At 55.1% G+C, this 15,074-nt stretch carries 14 protein-coding genes; 6 read left to right on the top strand and 8 right to left on the bottom strand.

Annotation, left to right across the window (positions count from 1 at the left end):
- Position 1 precedes the first annotated feature (1 nt).
- The gene (locus ACYVHB_RS15510; RefSeq protein WP_461052669.1) at positions 2–1,408 is read right to left on the bottom strand and encodes a M16 family metallopeptidase; all 1,407 of its coding nucleotides are present in this window, start codon (positions 1,406–1,408) and stop codon (positions 2–4) included.
- A 181-nt stretch (positions 1,409–1,589) separates the two neighbouring features.
- Here ACYVHB_RS15510 and ACYVHB_RS15505 point away from each other — a divergent pair, with 181 nt between their 5' ends.
- The gene (locus ACYVHB_RS15505; RefSeq protein WP_461052668.1) at positions 1,590–2,072 is read left to right on the top strand and encodes an ankyrin repeat domain-containing protein; all 483 of its coding nucleotides are present in this window, start codon (positions 1,590–1,592) and stop codon (positions 2,070–2,072) included.
- A 3-nt stretch (positions 2,073–2,075) separates the two neighbouring features.
- Here the strand turns inward: ACYVHB_RS15505 and ACYVHB_RS15500 are convergent, their stop codons facing one another.
- From ACYVHB_RS15500 to ACYVHB_RS15480, 5 genes are all read right to left on the bottom strand, one after another.
- Positions 2,076–2,792: an SDR family oxidoreductase gene (locus ACYVHB_RS15500; RefSeq protein WP_461052667.1), complete on the bottom strand. Its 717-nt coding sequence runs from the start codon at positions 2,790–2,792 to the stop codon at positions 2,076–2,078.
- 114 nt (positions 2,793–2,906) lie between these two features.
- Positions 2,907–4,307: a glycoside hydrolase family 88/105 protein gene (locus ACYVHB_RS15495; protein ID WP_461052666.1), complete on the bottom strand. Its 1,401-nt coding sequence runs from the start codon at positions 4,305–4,307 to the stop codon at positions 2,907–2,909.
- Between the two features lie 73 nt (positions 4,308–4,380).
- The gene (locus ACYVHB_RS15490) at positions 4,381–5,274 is read right to left on the bottom strand and encodes an alpha/beta hydrolase (protein WP_461052665.1); all 894 of its coding nucleotides are present in this window, start codon (positions 5,272–5,274) and stop codon (positions 4,381–4,383) included.
- Positions 5,275–5,386: 112 nt separating this feature from the next.
- Entirely contained in the window at positions 5,387–6,529 is a 1,143-nt protein-coding gene (locus tag ACYVHB_RS15485) for a DEAD/DEAH box helicase (RefSeq protein WP_461052664.1), read from the bottom strand.
- Positions 6,530–6,540: 11 nt separating this feature from the next.
- Positions 6,541–7,869 (bottom strand): DEAD/DEAH box helicase, encoded by a 1,329-nt coding sequence (locus ACYVHB_RS15480; protein WP_461052663.1) that lies wholly within the window; start codon positions 7,867–7,869, stop codon positions 6,541–6,543.
- 62 nt (positions 7,870–7,931) lie between these two features.
- On the opposite strand from ACYVHB_RS15480, the gene ACYVHB_RS15475 reads away from it, so the two are divergent.
- The 5 genes from ACYVHB_RS15475 (at position 7,932) to ACYVHB_RS15455 (ending at position 12,383) form a co-directional block, all read left to right on the top strand.
- Positions 7,932–9,260, top strand: a complete 1,329-nt coding sequence (locus tag ACYVHB_RS15475; RefSeq protein ID WP_461052662.1) for a DEAD/DEAH box helicase — start codon at positions 7,932–7,934, stop codon at positions 9,258–9,260.
- A gap of 330 nt (positions 9,261–9,590) precedes the next feature.
- Complete coding sequence (locus tag ACYVHB_RS15470; RefSeq protein WP_461052661.1) at positions 9,591–10,622, top strand: hypothetical protein; 1,032 nt, start codon at positions 9,591–9,593, stop codon at positions 10,620–10,622.
- Positions 10,623–10,709: 87 nt separating this feature from the next.
- A complete protein-coding gene (locus ACYVHB_RS15465; protein WP_461052660.1) occupies positions 10,710–11,285 on the top strand; it encodes a DinB family protein in 576 nt (191 codons plus the stop codon).
- A 49-nt stretch (positions 11,286–11,334) separates the two neighbouring features.
- Positions 11,335–12,012, top strand: coding sequence for a pseudouridine synthase (locus ACYVHB_RS15460; RefSeq protein WP_461052659.1), 678 nt, complete (start codon positions 11,335–11,337; stop codon positions 12,010–12,012).
- A gap of 83 nt (positions 12,013–12,095) precedes the next feature.
- Positions 12,096–12,383: a hypothetical protein gene (locus tag ACYVHB_RS15455; protein WP_461052658.1), complete on the top strand. Its 288-nt coding sequence runs from the start codon at positions 12,096–12,098 to the stop codon at positions 12,381–12,383.
- A 71-nt stretch (positions 12,384–12,454) separates the two neighbouring features.
- On the opposite strand, the gene ACYVHB_RS15450 is transcribed toward ACYVHB_RS15455, so the two are convergent.
- Together ACYVHB_RS15450 and ACYVHB_RS15445 are read right to left on the bottom strand one after the other, a co-directional pair.
- Positions 12,455–13,513: an aldo/keto reductase gene (locus ACYVHB_RS15450; protein ID WP_461052657.1), complete on the bottom strand. Its 1,059-nt coding sequence runs from the start codon at positions 13,511–13,513 to the stop codon at positions 12,455–12,457.
- Positions 13,514–13,612: 99 nt separating this feature from the next.
- Positions 13,613–14,770, bottom strand: coding sequence for a BamA/TamA family outer membrane protein (locus tag ACYVHB_RS15445; RefSeq protein ID WP_461052656.1), 1,158 nt, complete (start codon positions 14,768–14,770; stop codon positions 13,613–13,615).
- Positions 14,771–15,074 lie beyond the last annotated feature (304 nt).

The following is a 15,074-nucleotide window of genomic DNA, read 5'->3' as shown; positions in this document are numbered from 1 at the left end:
ATCAGTTGGCTTTTTTGACGGGTTCGACAAACAGGAGCGTACGGTTGGTGGGGCGCAGGTACTCGCGGACGGTGCGCTGGATGATGGCCGGAGTTATTTTCCGAAATTCATCTTCGAGGGTGTTGATGCGGTCCGGTTTATTGTCGAACAGCGCCAGCGACGCCAGCATGTCGGCCCGGCCGAATCCGGAACTGACGTTGTCGTACAAGGCCGAGCGCAATTTCACCCGCGCCAGGTCTAACTGCGGCTGGGCGACGCCGTTTTTATCAATATCGGCGATGACCCGGTCCAGCTCCCGCACTACTGAATCGGCGGGAACGGCGCTGTCGTGGATCAGGTCGCCCATCCAGAGCATCGGACCTTTGTAGTTGAACATATTGCCTAAGTAGTTGATGCCGCCGGACACGGTGCTGGTGTAGCCTTTTTTCTGAACCAGCGTCTGATATAGTTTACTGTCGTTGCCCTGTAGGAGAAGCTGATCGAGCAGGCCCATGGCGTAATATTCGGGCGTGTTGCGTTCGGGCATCTGGTAGGCGAATGCCAGGGCGGGTTTGTTCGCTAAGGAATCTTTCTTGATCGCCCGCTTTTCCTTTTCCTGACGCGGCTCCGAAATGTCGGGCTGCGCGGGCAGCTTGACCGACGGAATACCCGCAAAATACTTTTCGATAAACTGCTTAGCCTGCGCCGGTTCAAAATCACCGACAATGGCCAGCACGGCGTTGTTGGGCACGTAATACGTTTTGAAGAACTTCTTAACGTCGTCCAACTGAGCCGCGTCTAAGTCTTTGAGGTCGCCGTAGAAGTTGTGGGCGTTGTACCAGTTCGTGTTAGCGTACTGCGGCATGTCCAACCACGGGAAGCCACCGTAAGGTGCGTTGAGCACGTTGACCCGCACTTCACTCTTCACCACGCCCTGTTGGTTGGTCAGGTTTTCCTGGGTGATGGCCAATCCCTTCATGCGGTCGGCTTCGGCCCAGAGTGCGGTTTCCAGTTTGTGCGCGGGCAGGGTCTCAAAATAGTTAGTGAAGTCGAAACGCGTAGAGCCATTGAGAACGCCCCCGTTTTTCTGCACCAACTGGATAAATTCCATCTTACCCAAGTTCTCCGACCCCTGGAACATCATGTGCTCAAACAGGTGGGCAAAGCCGGTACGGTCGCGCGGCTCAATCCTGAAGCCAATGTTGTAGTACACCGCCGTGGTGACGGTTGGGCTGGTGCGGTCCGGCGACAGAACAACCCGCAACCCGTTGGGCAGTTTGTAGTAGTCAACCGGAATGGCAAAACCAGCAACGGGCGTAGCGGCTGGCGCGGTTTGCCCGCAGACCACCGTCGTCGTCAGCAACGCCAGCAGGGACAAACCACCTAAGCGACTTCGTAGTCGGGGCGTTAGTAGATTGATAAAGAGCATACGTATGGAGTTAGTGTTTGGCTTAAACATAAGGCATTTCGTGTTTTTTTTAATCGCGTTTTTGGCTGAACGGAAAAACGTGCGGATGAGTAGAAACGAAATAGCCTGAACGAGCTGATCGCTTTTCAGTTATTAGATTGGTAACTGCTATAAATTGACCAGAACGCAACCTCAACAATCCATGTCTTTTTACTCTGCTCAACCTGAAGATTTGCTCTTTGATGCCGCCCGCCGGGGAGACGCGGCTTACCTCAAGCAGGTGATTGATAACGGCATGAACATCAATGTGCAAAATGACAAAGGCTTCACGCCCCTGGTCGTTGCCGCCTACGATGGTCACGCCGAAGCCACCAAACTCCTGCTGGAGGCCGGGGCTTATGTCGATGTGCAGGACGTTAGTGGCAATACGGCCCTGATGGGCGTTAGTTTTAAGGGTTATGCCGAGATCGCCCAACTGCTGATTGACTACGATGCCGACCTGAACATTCAGAATGGCAATGGCGGCACCGCGCTGATGTTCGCCACGCTGTTCGGTCGGAATCAGATCGTGAAACTGCTCGTCGAACGCGGTGCCGACCAATCCATTCAGGATGTCCGGGGACTGACGGCGCGGGGTCTGGCCCATCAGCAGGGTAACGAAGAAGCGATGAAGTGGCTTGCCTGACGGCTACTTGCCACCCGGCCGCGTGGGGCGTACCTCAATCTTGCTGGGCAGGGTGCGGGGATTCATTTTCAGGAGATCGTACACCAGTTCACCAATGTCTTCGGGCTGAATTTTCCAGGCGTCTTTCTCACTCACCGCGTTGTCACCAAACTCCGTTGCCACCGAGCCGGGCATAATAGTGCTTACCTTGATGCCTTCGCTGCGGAGGTCGAGCATGATGGCCTGTGTGAAACCGACCAGTCCAAATTTGCTGGCGTTATAGGCCGATCCTTTCTCGAAGAAATTCGTCCCGGCCAGACTCGCAATCGTGATAAAATAGCCTTTGGTTTGGGTCAGGGCGGCTATTGTCGCTTTGGCGGTGTTAAACACACCCGTCAGGTTGATGTCGATGGTTTCCTGCCACTGTTCGGGCGTTAGCTCCTGAATGGGCGCAAAATGGCCCACCCCCGCGTTGGCAATGACGTAATCTAAGCGCTCCCACTGCTCAACGATGGTATCGACCACGCGTTGCTGCGACGCCAGATCGCGCACGTCGGCGGCCAAACCCAGCGCGTGACCGGGCTTGATCTCGTTTAATTTGGCCGCAGCCAACTCAGCCGCCACCGATGAGCGGCTGGTGATCGCAACCTTCACACCTTGGTTGATGAGTACTTCGGCCACGCCGTAACCAATGCCTTTTGAACCGCCCGTGATGAGCGCCGTTCTGATATGATCTGCCATAAAAAACGTAAGTTGAACAGCCACCGATTGAGTCGTCGGCAAACTTGGGCGATAACCCGGCGGGCGATGGGAATGTTTCCGTTACCGGGAAAGAACCTTGTCTAAAGTCTGTTGTCACCGCTTCTGCGTCAGTTGCAGCGAACTGTCGTTGATCTCAAACGCTTTGCCTTTCAACAAATTAATCACTTCGGCACCGGCCAGCAGCACCGGGCCGTAGCTATGGGCGGCATAGATGTTAATGGGACGGTGGTAATAAAACGCCGGGTCGAAGCCCATGCCGGTCCCAACGCAGGTCCCTTCGACCTGCCCTTTGTCGGTCACTTTGGTCGATACGGCGTTCCAGCCCAGCAGCGTCATGGGCGCGTAGGCCAGCCCGTCGATCCAGCCCCGATTAATGGCCCTGGCGATGGAAAACACGTAAATAGCCGTGGCCGACGTTTCTAAGTACGAGTCGTTGCGGTCGAGCAACTGGTGCCAGAATCCCGACCCCGACTGGCAGGCGGCTAACCCGCGCACATGGGCCAGCAGCAGGTCGAGCACGGCCGCACGACCCGGATGATTGGCGGGCAGCACGTCCAGCAACTCCACCTTGGTCATGATGGCCCAGCCGTTGGCCCGCGCCCAGTGAAACTCGGGGTGATCGCTCATGCCTTCGACCCAGCCGTGCATGTACAGTCCTTTTTGCCGATTAAACATGCGCTGGGAAAACTGTAGCACCTGTTTCACGGCTTCATCGTAGTATTTAGCGTCGCCGGTCAGCCTGCCCATCTGCGCCAGTGCGGGTACGGCCATAAACAGATCGTCGAGCCAGAGCGTGTTGGGCTGGGGCCGGTTGCGGGCCAGTGTACCATCGGCCAAGCGGTGTTCTTTTTTGGTGATGTAATCGATGTAGGTGTCAATTTGCGGACGCAGATCAACCTTAACACCCCCACCCCGGCTGGCCTGAATCATGGCCGCACACATGGCCCCGGCATCGTCGAGGGCGTGGGGGGCCAGCATTTGCCGCAGGGGACGCTCTGGCGTACCGGCCGGTGCGGTACCGGTATTGGCGGTTGGGTCGGCGTTGACCGGCGCCTGAAAATACGGAATCAGATTAGCCAGAAACGTGAGCCGCTGGTTGGTGTAGTCGGCGTAGCGCGGGTCGCCGGTAGCCTCGCCCGCCCGCAGCATACCCGTGTAGGTAACGCCCCATTCGTAACTCGTCAGTCGATAATCGCCGGGTTTGATAATGGCGTTGGGGTTAAACCTCGTGAAGTCGGTAATCGTCTGGCTCGTCTGCCGGTCAACTACCTGCATTGGCGTCACCTCGTTCAGATACCCATGAACCCGGCTCAGCACCTTTGTCACGTCGGCCACGCTGGGCTGACCGTAGGGCACCGGGTAATCGGGTTTCAGCAGGTGCAGGGGCGTGGTGGAGTCGTTGGCTTTCGGCGGGGTACTCTGGCTCAATACGGGCAGAGTGATAATGGCGGCTCCCAGTAAGAGAAGGGCGGGCAAGGCGGTGGTGTAGGTCATTCCAGCACGAGTCGATATACGTTTGTTAGACGTAAGACGGCCAATACCCGGTTTTACTTTCTGAGTACCGACGCTACGCCCCCACGAATTTGAGCAGATCGCGGTAAATGACGTTTTTCTTCCAGTACAACTGCGTTGCCATCCCCACGTGTTTCTTGTCCGGCAACACCGAGTAGGTGTGAGTCACGCCAAACTCCTGAAGCTTCTTATCAAACTTAGCGGTGCTGTTGGTGATGCTGGGATACGTCCGGCCGCCCGTGTAGAGCAGCATCGGCGGGCTGGTTTTTCCAACGAAGTACATGGGCGATACAGACCGCCAAACGGCCGGGTCATTTCCGAATGGCACTAAGTATTGCTGGTCGTTGGCGTACTCCATTTTTTGTAAATAGTCGTACATATCCAGCCCGGCCGCATCATCAAGAATAGCGCCTTTAACGGGATTACGGCCCAGGCCAAGTTTCGTAAACAGTTCGTCTTTGGTGGCCAGCAGCGCAGCCAATCCGCCACCGGCTGAATGACCCATCGTGAAAATTCGGGCTGGATCGCCCCCAAAATTGACGATGTTCCGGGTAGTCCATAGGACGGCGCGGGCAGCATCGTCGGCCATGCAGGGAACAACCACATCAGGCGCAAGCCGGTAATTGATAATGACGGCGACAACCCCCTGCTTGGCCAGCCTGCGCCCGATGAAGCTGTACAGATTTTTATTACCGCTGTCCCAGTTACCGCCGTGGATAAAAACGATCACGGGATGTAAATTTCTCGATTTTTTCCTGGGCTGATACACGTCGAGCACATGCCGGTCAGCGCTGAAATCGGGCGACGTGGCGGCTACATAGTATATGTTTTTTGTCCGTTTGCTGGGTCGGGCAACCGCGCATTCATTGGCGATCAGGACTAAAAAAAGAAAAACTATCCCGGTAATCAGGGCGGCAGGAATTTGCCAAAGGAAGCGCGAGAGAATCATTTTATGTGCGATGTACGAGTCGGTCCGGTTCTGTTGCGGGCGTCTATCAACACATACGACGGGAACGATGTTTGAGTTTGGTGATTGAGCGTTGGCGGAAGCCAGAATGGGGTTAATAGCCGCTCAGGTCGATTTCAGTCGTGTCGATCATCTCGACCCGCTTGCCCATCTTTTTCTGGATGATTTTGAAGTGATGCTCATCATCAGGTATGATAAGCGAGATAGCTTCGCCAGGAGATTCCGCGCGGCCCGTCCGGCCAATCCGGTGGATGTAATCTTTCGGCGAACGGGGCAGCTCAAAGTTGATGACATAGGGCAGAAACTGAATGTCGATGCCCCGCGACATCAGGTCAGTAGCGACCAGCACAGGCAGCTTCCCCGCTTTGAACTGGGCGAGGGCATCCGTGCGGGCACCCTGCGTTTTTTTGCTGTGAATCGAAGCCGCCCGGATGCCGTTTTTGGTAAGCTTCACCACCACATTATCGGCTGTTCGTACCGATGAAACGAACACCAGCACCTGCTGCATTTTACCCGACTTAATCAGGTAACGCAGCAACGGCCCCTTGCGCTCCGCATCGACGCGATACGCCGTTTGTTTAATCAACTCCAGATGCTCCGTTTCCTCGATTACCTCAATCTTGACCGGGTTCCGCAGCAGGTTCTGATTAATATCCTGAATGGCATCGCCCAGTGTAGCCGAAAATAAAATGGTCTGTCGTCTACCCGGCAACAGGTCGAACACCTGATCCATCTCGTCGGCGAAGCCCAGATCCAGCATTTTGTCGGCTTCGTCGAGCACCAGAATCTCAACATCCGACAGGCGCAGGGCGTTAGACGCCACCAAATCCAGGAGTCGGCCCGGCGTGGCCACTACAATTTCAGCCCCGTAGACCGCCACCATCTGCGGGTTGATAGCCACCCCGCCGTAGACCGCCACCGTCTTAACCGGAGCCGTCAGCGCAGCACTAAACGTTTGGAATACCTCTGCTACCTGAGCGGCCAACTCGCGCGTCGGCACCAGCACCAACACACTAACGCGTTTCGTCGTAACGGTTTTTGTCCGGTGAAACAGTTCCAGAATGGGCAGCACAAAACTGGCGGTCTTTCCTGACCCGGTTTTGGCGATGCCCAGAATATCTTTCCCCTGCAAAATGGCCGGAATGGCGTCCTGCTGAATGGGGTACGGTTTTGCGTAGTGCAGTTCGGTTACGGCATCTACCAGCGGCTGGGACAGGCCCAGAGATTTAAAAGACATGAGCTTGTTACTTATTTTTTGCCGCTTCGTTTAATGGGTCGGCCGTACTTGAGCATTTTCTCGGCGGCATGGTCGCGCCGGACGTTTACTTTCTGATTTTTGAGCGCTTTCTCGTGAAACGCCGGGCCGATGTCCTCCCGTTTAGGTGCTTTCGGCTCAACAATTTTCATGTGTATTTTCGGCTGTTCGTCCTCGGTCAGTTCATCGGAAATGACAAGGTTCTCGGGCAACGGCAGCATCGGAACTTTGTATTGCATCAGGTGCTCAATGGCCGTTTGCTGTTCCGTTTCGCGCTCGGTAATGAACGATATGGCAATGCCGCTTTTGTCGGCCCGGCCGGTGCGACCAATGCGGTGAATGTAATTTTCAGCGACCTCGGGCAGGTCGAAATTGATTACGTGCGACACTTCGGCCACGTCTAAGCCACGGGCAATGATGTCGGTCGCGATCAGAATTCGGTACGTTCCGGCTTTGAACTGATTGACCGCGTCGAAGCGTTGGTTCTGCGCTTTGTTGGAGTGGATAACGCCAACCTGCTCGGCAAAATCACCGGTCAGTTCATCATATAACTGATTAGCCAACTGCTTGGTGGCCACAAAGACGAGCACTTTTGTCATCTCAGCATTCTGGCGCAGCAGAAAATTCAGCAGATTCACCTTCGTGTAAAAGTTAGGCACCTGGTAAGCCCGTTGATCGATGGTTTCCAGCGGGGTGCCCACGGGCGCGGCCTCCACCCGAACGGGGTTTGTAAAAAACGTATCCATCAACGCCGACACCTCGTCGGTAAGGGTTGCCGAAAACAGCAGATTTTGCCGTTTAGGCGGCAGCAAGTCCAGAATCGTCTTCAGTTGGGTACGGAATCCGAGGTTAAGCATCTCATCGACTTCGTCGATGATGAGTCGTTTGATGGCTTTCGACTTCACGGCCCCGCTCATCAGCAAATCGACCAACCGGCCGGGCGTTGCCACCAGCACGTCGGCACCCTGCTGCACCTCGGCGGCTTGTGGTTTCAGGTTCACGCCCCCATACACACCCACCGTCAGCACGTTCATGTGAACCGTCAGCGCCCGGACCGTTTCCACCACCTGCACCACCAATTCCCGCGTCGGCACGATGATGAGCACTTGCGGAATTCGGGTGGTAGAAAACTGAAACAGCCGCAGACAGGGCAACAAATAAGCAATGGTTTTGCCGGTGCCCGTCTGCGCAATGCCGCACACGTCGCGCCCCGACATGGCCACCGCAAACACCCGTTCCTGAATAATCGTCGGTGTTGTGTAGCCCAAATCACTCAGCGCATTGAGCAGGGGTTTATTCAGATTCAGTTCGTCGAACGTCATGGCAATTGGCATCGTAATAAGCCACAAAGGTACGGTTAATCCATAAGCCGTACCTTTGCGCCATGATATCCGATTTACAACCCGCGCAAATCCTGGCCAATCTGGGCATTACAGCCCTGAACCCGATGCAGGAGGCCGCGCAGAACGCCATCCGGCAGGACAATGACACGTTCCTGATCGCGCCCACCGGGTCGGGCAAGACGGTGGCGTTTCTGTTGCCCGTTCTGGAACTACTCAAGCTGGGTCGCTCAGGCGTGCAGTGCCTTGTTCTGGCTCCGTCGCGCGAGTTAGCGATGCAGATTGAGCAGGTCTGGAAAAAGATGGCGACCGGCTATAAGGTGAACGTGTGCTACGGTGGGCATTCGGTCGAAACGGAGATTAACAACCTGAGTAACCCACCTGCGCTGCTCATTGGCACACCCGGCCGCATCTGCGACCACATCGAACGCCGGTCGTTTGCGCTGGATGGCATCCATACGCTGGTGCTCGATGAATTTGACAAATCGCTGACGCTCGGCTTCCACGACGAAATGGCGTTTATCGTCCGTAATCTGCCCAACCTCAGGAAACGGGTGTTGGTGTCGGCTACGTCGGACGTCAGCATCCCTGACTTCGTCCGGCTCCACGCGCCCGTCACGCTGACCTTCACGGCCGACGAAGACAGCCCGTCTGCGCTGACGATGAAGGTGGTTTATTCCGAATCACCCGACAAAATCGACACGCTGTTTCGCTTAGTATGTTCATTGAATTCCGAAGCTGCGCTCATTTTCCTGAATCACCGCGAAGCTGCCGAACGCACCAGCCAATTGCTGAACGAACGTGGCATTTACTCGACAGTGTATCACGGAGGTTTGGAGCAGTCCGACCGCGAACGTGCCCTGATTCAATTTCGCAATGGTAGCGTGACGTATTTAGTGACGACCGATCTGGCGGCTCGCGGGCTGGACATTCCCGAAATGAAGCACGTGATTCATTACCATCTGCCGCAAAAGGAGCACGAGTTCATCCACCGCAACGGCCGGACTGCCCGGATGCACCGCACCGGCACAGCTTACGTGATTTTGCACCGCGACGAACTCCGCCCCGACTTCCTGCCCGAATCAATGGAAGAGCTGCTTCTGCCAGCCGACAACCCGTTCACCCTGCCCAACCCGCCGGAGTTCGTCACGCTCTACGTCAGTGGGGGCCGGAAAAGCAAACTTAACAAAGTGGATATTGTGGGCTTCTTCTCCCAAAAAGGCCAGCTCGACAAAGGCGATGTAGGGCGGATCGAGGTGCAGGATTTCATGTCGTTTGTGGCCGTGAAACGGGAGAAGGTTAAGCCGTTGCTGGCTAAAGTCAGGGACGAGAAAATGAAAGGTAAAAAGTACAAAATTGAGATAGCCCGCTGACAAGTCAGTGCTCAGGCGTATTCATCTACCAGTCTTAATAGTTCTTCGCCGTAACAATTACCCAGCCTTTCTTAACGGAATCGACGCTATGGTAAGAGCACACCTTACCTGTTGATAAAAATTTCAGTGAATACGGGCTTAGCTCATGGCCCCGTAGACGGTCGGTCGCTTCGCACTCAGATCTAATGCCGTGTTTACTAAAAATAGTGCATTTCCTAAGCATTTATTGCTACTATTACTATTTTTTACTTACCGTAAATCAAAAATTCATCAATATTTTTAATTTATGTTACCGATATAGTATATTAGTATAAAATATCGATAACCATCATGAAAGTAGACTTTATCATCCTGTTATTGACAACATTCACCACGGGTTATGCTCAGCAGATTATTACCCCCGAAGCAAAACCGCTAAGTATGCAGTCAGATGCGAACAACATAACGTTGTTTGTTGGTCCAACAGCCAGTACAACCAGCGGAGGTAGTGCCAATACATTTCTTGGTTACCAGGCCGGTCAGGGTACAACATCGGGTAGCCAGAATACATTTGTTGGGTTCCAGGCGGGTTCTCCCAATACAGTTGGTAATCGGAATACGTTTGTGGGCTATCAAATTGGCCAGGTAAACACGACCGGTTCGGACAACGTGTATATGGGCTACAACGCGGGTGGACGCAATCAGCGGGGGAGCCGCAACATTGGTATTGGAACGGGCACGGGACTACAGAGCGAGGAGGGCACCGATAATACACTGATTGGTGCTAACGCCACGGGTATCGGTATAAATTTAATGAACGCCACCGCTGTTGGCGCAAATGCCCGCGTTACAGCCAGCAACGCGCTGATCCTGGGCAATAATGCCGACGTGGGCATTGGCACGTCAGCGCCCACCGCTCGCTTAGACGTTAATAGTGGAACCGATCATGAATCGGGACTTCGGCTTAGCCGCTTGACCGCCGAAAGCCCTGCTCAGTTGGCGGTGGCCGATAATGTACTTACAGTAGATGCTACCGGCAGGGTGGTGTTGACGCCAACGGGTCGCCTGCGGGTACGTAACGTAGCTGACTGGTCGGACACTGTTTTTGAACCTGCCTACAAGCTGCGGTCATTAGCCGAGGTCGAGCTATACATCAACATCAATCGACATTTACCGGGCGTACCCTCGGCCAAAGAGGTAGTTGAGCAGGGCGTCGATGCAGCCAAAATGGACGCCAAACTGTTAGAGAAAATAGAGGAGTTGACGCTCTACACAATTCAACTGAAGAAAATCAACCAGCAGCAGGCGCAGGATTTAGAAACGGTCAAGCGCAGACAAGCTCAGTTGGAAGAGGCCATGAAGCAGCTTGCGAATCGTAAGTAAGCGACGCTATTCATGCCGTTCAAAAAGCAGTAGTAGCAGTCAGGTGGTTGTACCTTTACGCCTACTCTCAGCCCACGGAACGAATACATGGAGAATCTACAATCTGCGCCGGTCACCGGCCCCGTTACCGATCAGGAACGGGCTTATGCCATCGACGCGCTTAAGGCAACCAAAGACGCGCTGCATCAATCGCTCGCGGGCCTGACCAACGCCCAGCTTAGTTATAAATCCGGTGCTGATCGCTGGTCCGTTGCTGAGTGCGTCGAACACATTGCCCTGATTGAACGTGGCATTTTCGCGGCCATTCAGAAAGGCATGGCTTACCCGGCAAACCCGGAGAAACGCACCGAAATTAAGTATTCGGACGTGGACGTGATCAAAGCCGTTCGGAGCCGGTCCGTGACGCTGCCCTCTCCCGACCCGTTTGTGCCGACGGGCCGGTTTAACTCGGTAAGCGCGGCTCTGGATGACTTCGACCAACAGCGTGACGCTGTCATCTCTTACGTGCACACGGTGACCGATGATCTGCGGACGCATTATTTCAGGCACATTGCACTCGGCTGGCTCGATGCCTACCAGGCCATTCTGCTGTTGGCTTCCCACGGCGAACGCCATCGCAAGCAAATCGAAGAAGTGAAAGCAAGTTCGGGCTTTCCGGCGTAATTTATCCGTGGCCAACCCAGTACCTATTCTTTACCAATCCACTGATTTAGTGGCCATTAACAAACCGCACGGTCTGCTGGTCCACCGGTCGCCGATGGCGGCTGACGCGAGTGAGTTTGCCGTGCAGTTACTGCGCGATCAGTTGGGGCAGCGGGTGTATCCCGTTCATCGGCTCGACCGCAAAACGGGCGGGGTGCTGCTGTTTGCGCTTAACGAAGCCATGAATGCCGCCATGCAGCAGCAGTTCATGGACGGACACGTTGCCAAGACCTACCTTGCCATCGTACGTGGCTACACGCCCGATGAGCAGGCCATTGACTACCCGCTCCGACGCGACGACGGACCGGGCGTTTTACAGAATGCGTTTACGTTGCTGAAAACGCTTCGACGTGCAGAGGTCGACATGCCGCTTGGCAAGCACCCCTCTTCCCGCTACTCATTAGTCGAATTAACGCCCACCACTGGCCGGATGCATCAGTTGCGCAAACACATGGCCCACATCCTGCATCCCATCATCGGCGACAGGCCCCACGGCTGCAACAAGCAGAACAAGCTGTTTTTGGAGCGTTTTGGCATGAACACGATGCTGCTTCACGCCCGACAAATTCAGTTTCGACATCCTGTTTCGGCGGAAGAAATTACGGTGACGGCACCCTGGCAGGACGAGTTCGGGCGGATGTTGAGAGCGCTGTTTGAGATTGACCATACGGCATTAAATACCCTGTAGCCCAGAAACAGGCATGCGCTGATTATTTAGCAGAGCAACGCAACCCCATCACCATTTTTAGCGTATGGGGCGGTATGCGATTTATGGCCGTTTTCATTCAACTCGATACGTGTCATGCGGTTGGATTCGAGGACCTGACCGATGCCATCGATTTTCTGTTCTGGGGGTATGAAGAGCACGACCTCCTCCCCTGCGGCACCTACGACCTGTTGACCGGCGAAACGGCTGCCTACGAGCACCGGGGCCGGTTCATAGGACTTTACGACCCCGACCTGATCCGCCAGACCGCTACCGAGTATGTGCGGGCTTCCCTCCGGCTCATGGGCCGTTCGTCCCGCCAAAACGGCACTTCACCAGGCCGGGTGTTGTAGAACGAGTGTGTATCCTGGTGATGCGGCATACCGACGACCAGGATACACACCCGTTCTACAACACCCAAAGCTCATTTCATCTCCGCCACCGGTTTTGGCGCAAAGTTCGATGGTCCCAGCCGGTCGCCACCCTGTCGCTCAATCATCCATTGCGGATACGGCTTGGGCATCGCGCTGACTTGGTCTAAGGCGTCAAGCTGTTCGGTGGTCAGGCTGAGATCGGCGGCTTTGATGTTATCCATGAGCTGATCGGTGTTTTTAGCCCCGATGATAACACTCGTTACGGCGGGTTTGGCCAGCACCCACGCCAGTGCAATTCGGGCTACCGATACCCCATGGTCTTGAGCAATGGGTTCCATCGCTTCGATAATGTCATAAGACCGCTCCTGGTTGACGGGCGGAAAATCGAAGTTCAGCCGACGCGATCCGTCTTCGGGTTTGTTAGTGCGGGTGTACTTGCCCGACAGAAATCCACCCGCCAGCGGACTCCACGGCAGGATACCCATCTGCTGGTCCTGCACCATCGGAACGATCTCGTTTTCGAGGTCTCGCCCGGCGATGGAATAATAATTTTGGGTCGACACGAACTTGGTCCAGCCGTTCTTCTCGGCAATGCCGTTGGCTTTCATTACTTGCCAGGCCGCCAGATTTGAGCAGCCGAGGTAGCGCACTTTACCACTTCTGACCACGTCTTCCAGCCCGCGCATGGTTTCCTCCAACGGTGTCATGGAATCAAAGCCATGAATCTGGTACAAATCGACATGGTCTGTTTGCAGGCGTTTCAGACTGTCTTCAATCTGCTGCATGATTTGCAAACGACCTAAGCCAACCTGATTTTTGCCTTCTCCCATCCGGCCGCGCACTTTGGTGGCAATAATGAGTTCATTGCGGGACAGACCCAGCGTTTTCAGCGACTGACCCAACAGCGTTTCTGACTGCCCGAAGGAGTACACGTTGGCGGTGTCGATGAAGTTAACGCCGTTGTCGACGGCCGTTTTAATAATGTCGTTGACGGGGTCCTGCTGAAGTTCGCCCATGACCTTCCAGTAGCCGTTACCACCGAAGGTCATCGTACCGAGGCAGATTTCTGATACCAGCACACCCGTGTTGCCGAGTTGGTTATATTTCATAAGTTGGTAGTTGCGGTTTCAGTAGGTCAACCCGTCAGCGAGCGACATTGTTAGTCGTATGGCTTCGAAAGAGGTTGCCCCCTCAATTGGTGACGAACGTCAGAACGCTTCGCCGAGCGAAAAATACAGGCCGGTGCCTTCGCGGGTGACGCCCAGGTCGGCCCGCAGGTAAACGTCTTTTTTCTGGAAGAACAAAAACCGAACGCCACCCCCGGCCGCCCACCGCACCTGGTTGAGTTGCAACTGGCTGACGGTGGGTGCCACGGTCCCCAAGCTGCCAAAGAGCGTACCACCCCAGCGTTTGCTGAAACCAAACGGCAGCCAGCGCAGTTCGGCCTGGGCCGCCAGCAGGTTTTTGTCGCGGTATCGACCGAGGTAATAACCACGCATCGTGCTTTCACCTCCCAGCAGCGCCAGGTTGTTAAACGGCACGTCGCCCCGCATGAACGTGCCCGTTGCCTGAAGCGCCAGCACTCGGTTTCGACGTCCCAGCGGCCGGTAAATCCGGCCATCAAACAAGATTCGACTGAATTGAAAATCATTTCCGAGGGGTAGGTTCCGCAGCACGGCTGTTTCGAGGAAAGCCCCTCTCCTGACGTTCAGCACGTTTCTCCGGTCGTCGTACACCAGCGCTCCACCCAATTCGAACGAAGTTGAACCCGCCCCACCCAACGGCAAGTCGAACGAGTTAGGATCGACCTCCTCAAACGACACCCGGTGCAGGCTTTGAAAGTCGACTTCGGCTCCCCCATACAAATTTCCGATGATCTGCCGCAGTGCCCGCTGCCGAACCTGCACGAAATTAGAATTCACTAACGCTGGGTTATCCGGTTTCGAGTTGGGGCCGACACCGTAGAAGAGCAGGGGAAACTGCTGATACCGCGCCCGGCCCAGCAGGTAATACTTGTTTTTGTCGGTGTAGAGCGCGTTCTCAAGCTGAGCGCCGAACTGCCCCCGCAACGTTACGAACCCGTAGAGAACCAGTTCGCTGAGCCGGTTGACGGTCGTATCATTTTTAGCGAAATACAATGAGAAGACCCGGACGCCAAGCTCCAGGCTCGTTTCGGGCGAAAACCCCGCCGTCGGGAAAACCAGCACCCGCGACGAAGCCGCCGACGAGGTATCGTTGAGTGTTTGGTAGATAAACCGACCGACACCACGCTGAGCGTATCGGGGCACGGTCTGCGGCTGTGCCCACGCCGACGACACCGCCAAGGCTATCCCCACCATACATCCCACCAATCGACTTGTTTTCACAACGCTGTTCCTATTTTTACTACCAACGTAATCTGGGGCGTTGTGTTACCCGGTCGGGCGAAAGCAGGTCCTAATTTCATCCGACGGTGATGACTGCTGATGAACGGTGAACATCGGCCTGTTTGCTAGCCAAAAAATTCGTTGTTGATACCCTGTCGCCAAGCCGCAACCGTTGGGTTTCACTTCGTTCTACGTTTCCATCGTTGTTGCTGTCTAATGCCACAAACGTACCGGTTGTCAGATCGGCAAACAAACGGTCGCCCGGTTTGGGTTCGGGCACTTGCCAACCTAACCGGACGACCGT

Source organism: Spirosoma arcticum (assembly GCF_054779955.1).
This window is presented reverse-complemented; position numbering and strand designations above follow the sequence as displayed.

What these genes read in the sequence shown, in the direction of transcription:
- ACYVHB_RS15510 (WP_461052669.1), bottom strand. Translation starts at nt 1,408, where the DNA reads ATGCTCTTTATCAATCTACTAACGCCCCGACTACGAAGTCGCTTAGGT.
- ACYVHB_RS15505 (WP_461052668.1), top strand. Translation starts at nt 1,590, where the DNA reads ATGTCTTTTTACTCTGCTCAACCTGAAGATTTGCTCTTTGATGCCGCC.
- ACYVHB_RS15500 (WP_461052667.1), bottom strand. Translation starts at nt 2,792, where the DNA reads ATGGCAGATCATATCAGAACGGCGCTCATCACGGGCGGTTCAAAAGGC.
- ACYVHB_RS15495 (WP_461052666.1), bottom strand. Translation starts at nt 4,307, where the DNA reads ATGACCTACACCACCGCCTTGCCCGCCCTTCTCTTACTGGGAGCCGCC.
- ACYVHB_RS15490 (WP_461052665.1), bottom strand. Translation starts at nt 5,274, where the DNA reads ATGATTCTCTCGCGCTTCCTTTGGCAAATTCCTGCCGCCCTGATTACC.
- ACYVHB_RS15485 (WP_461052664.1), bottom strand. Translation starts at nt 6,529, where the DNA reads ATGTCTTTTAAATCTCTGGGCCTGTCCCAGCCGCTGGTAGATGCCGTA.
- ACYVHB_RS15480 (WP_461052663.1), bottom strand. Translation starts at nt 7,869, where the DNA reads ATGACGTTCGACGAACTGAATCTGAATAAACCCCTGCTCAATGCGCTG.
- ACYVHB_RS15475 (WP_461052662.1), top strand. Translation starts at nt 7,932, where the DNA reads ATGATATCCGATTTACAACCCGCGCAAATCCTGGCCAATCTGGGCATT.
- ACYVHB_RS15470 (WP_461052661.1), top strand. Translation starts at nt 9,591, where the DNA reads ATGAAAGTAGACTTTATCATCCTGTTATTGACAACATTCACCACGGGT.
- ACYVHB_RS15465 (WP_461052660.1), top strand. Translation starts at nt 10,710, where the DNA reads ATGGAGAATCTACAATCTGCGCCGGTCACCGGCCCCGTTACCGATCAG.
- ACYVHB_RS15455 (WP_461052658.1), top strand. Translation starts at nt 12,096, where the DNA reads ATGGCCGTTTTCATTCAACTCGATACGTGTCATGCGGTTGGATTCGAG.
- ACYVHB_RS15450 (WP_461052657.1), bottom strand. Translation starts at nt 13,513, where the DNA reads ATGAAATATAACCAACTCGGCAACACGGGTGTGCTGGTATCAGAAATC.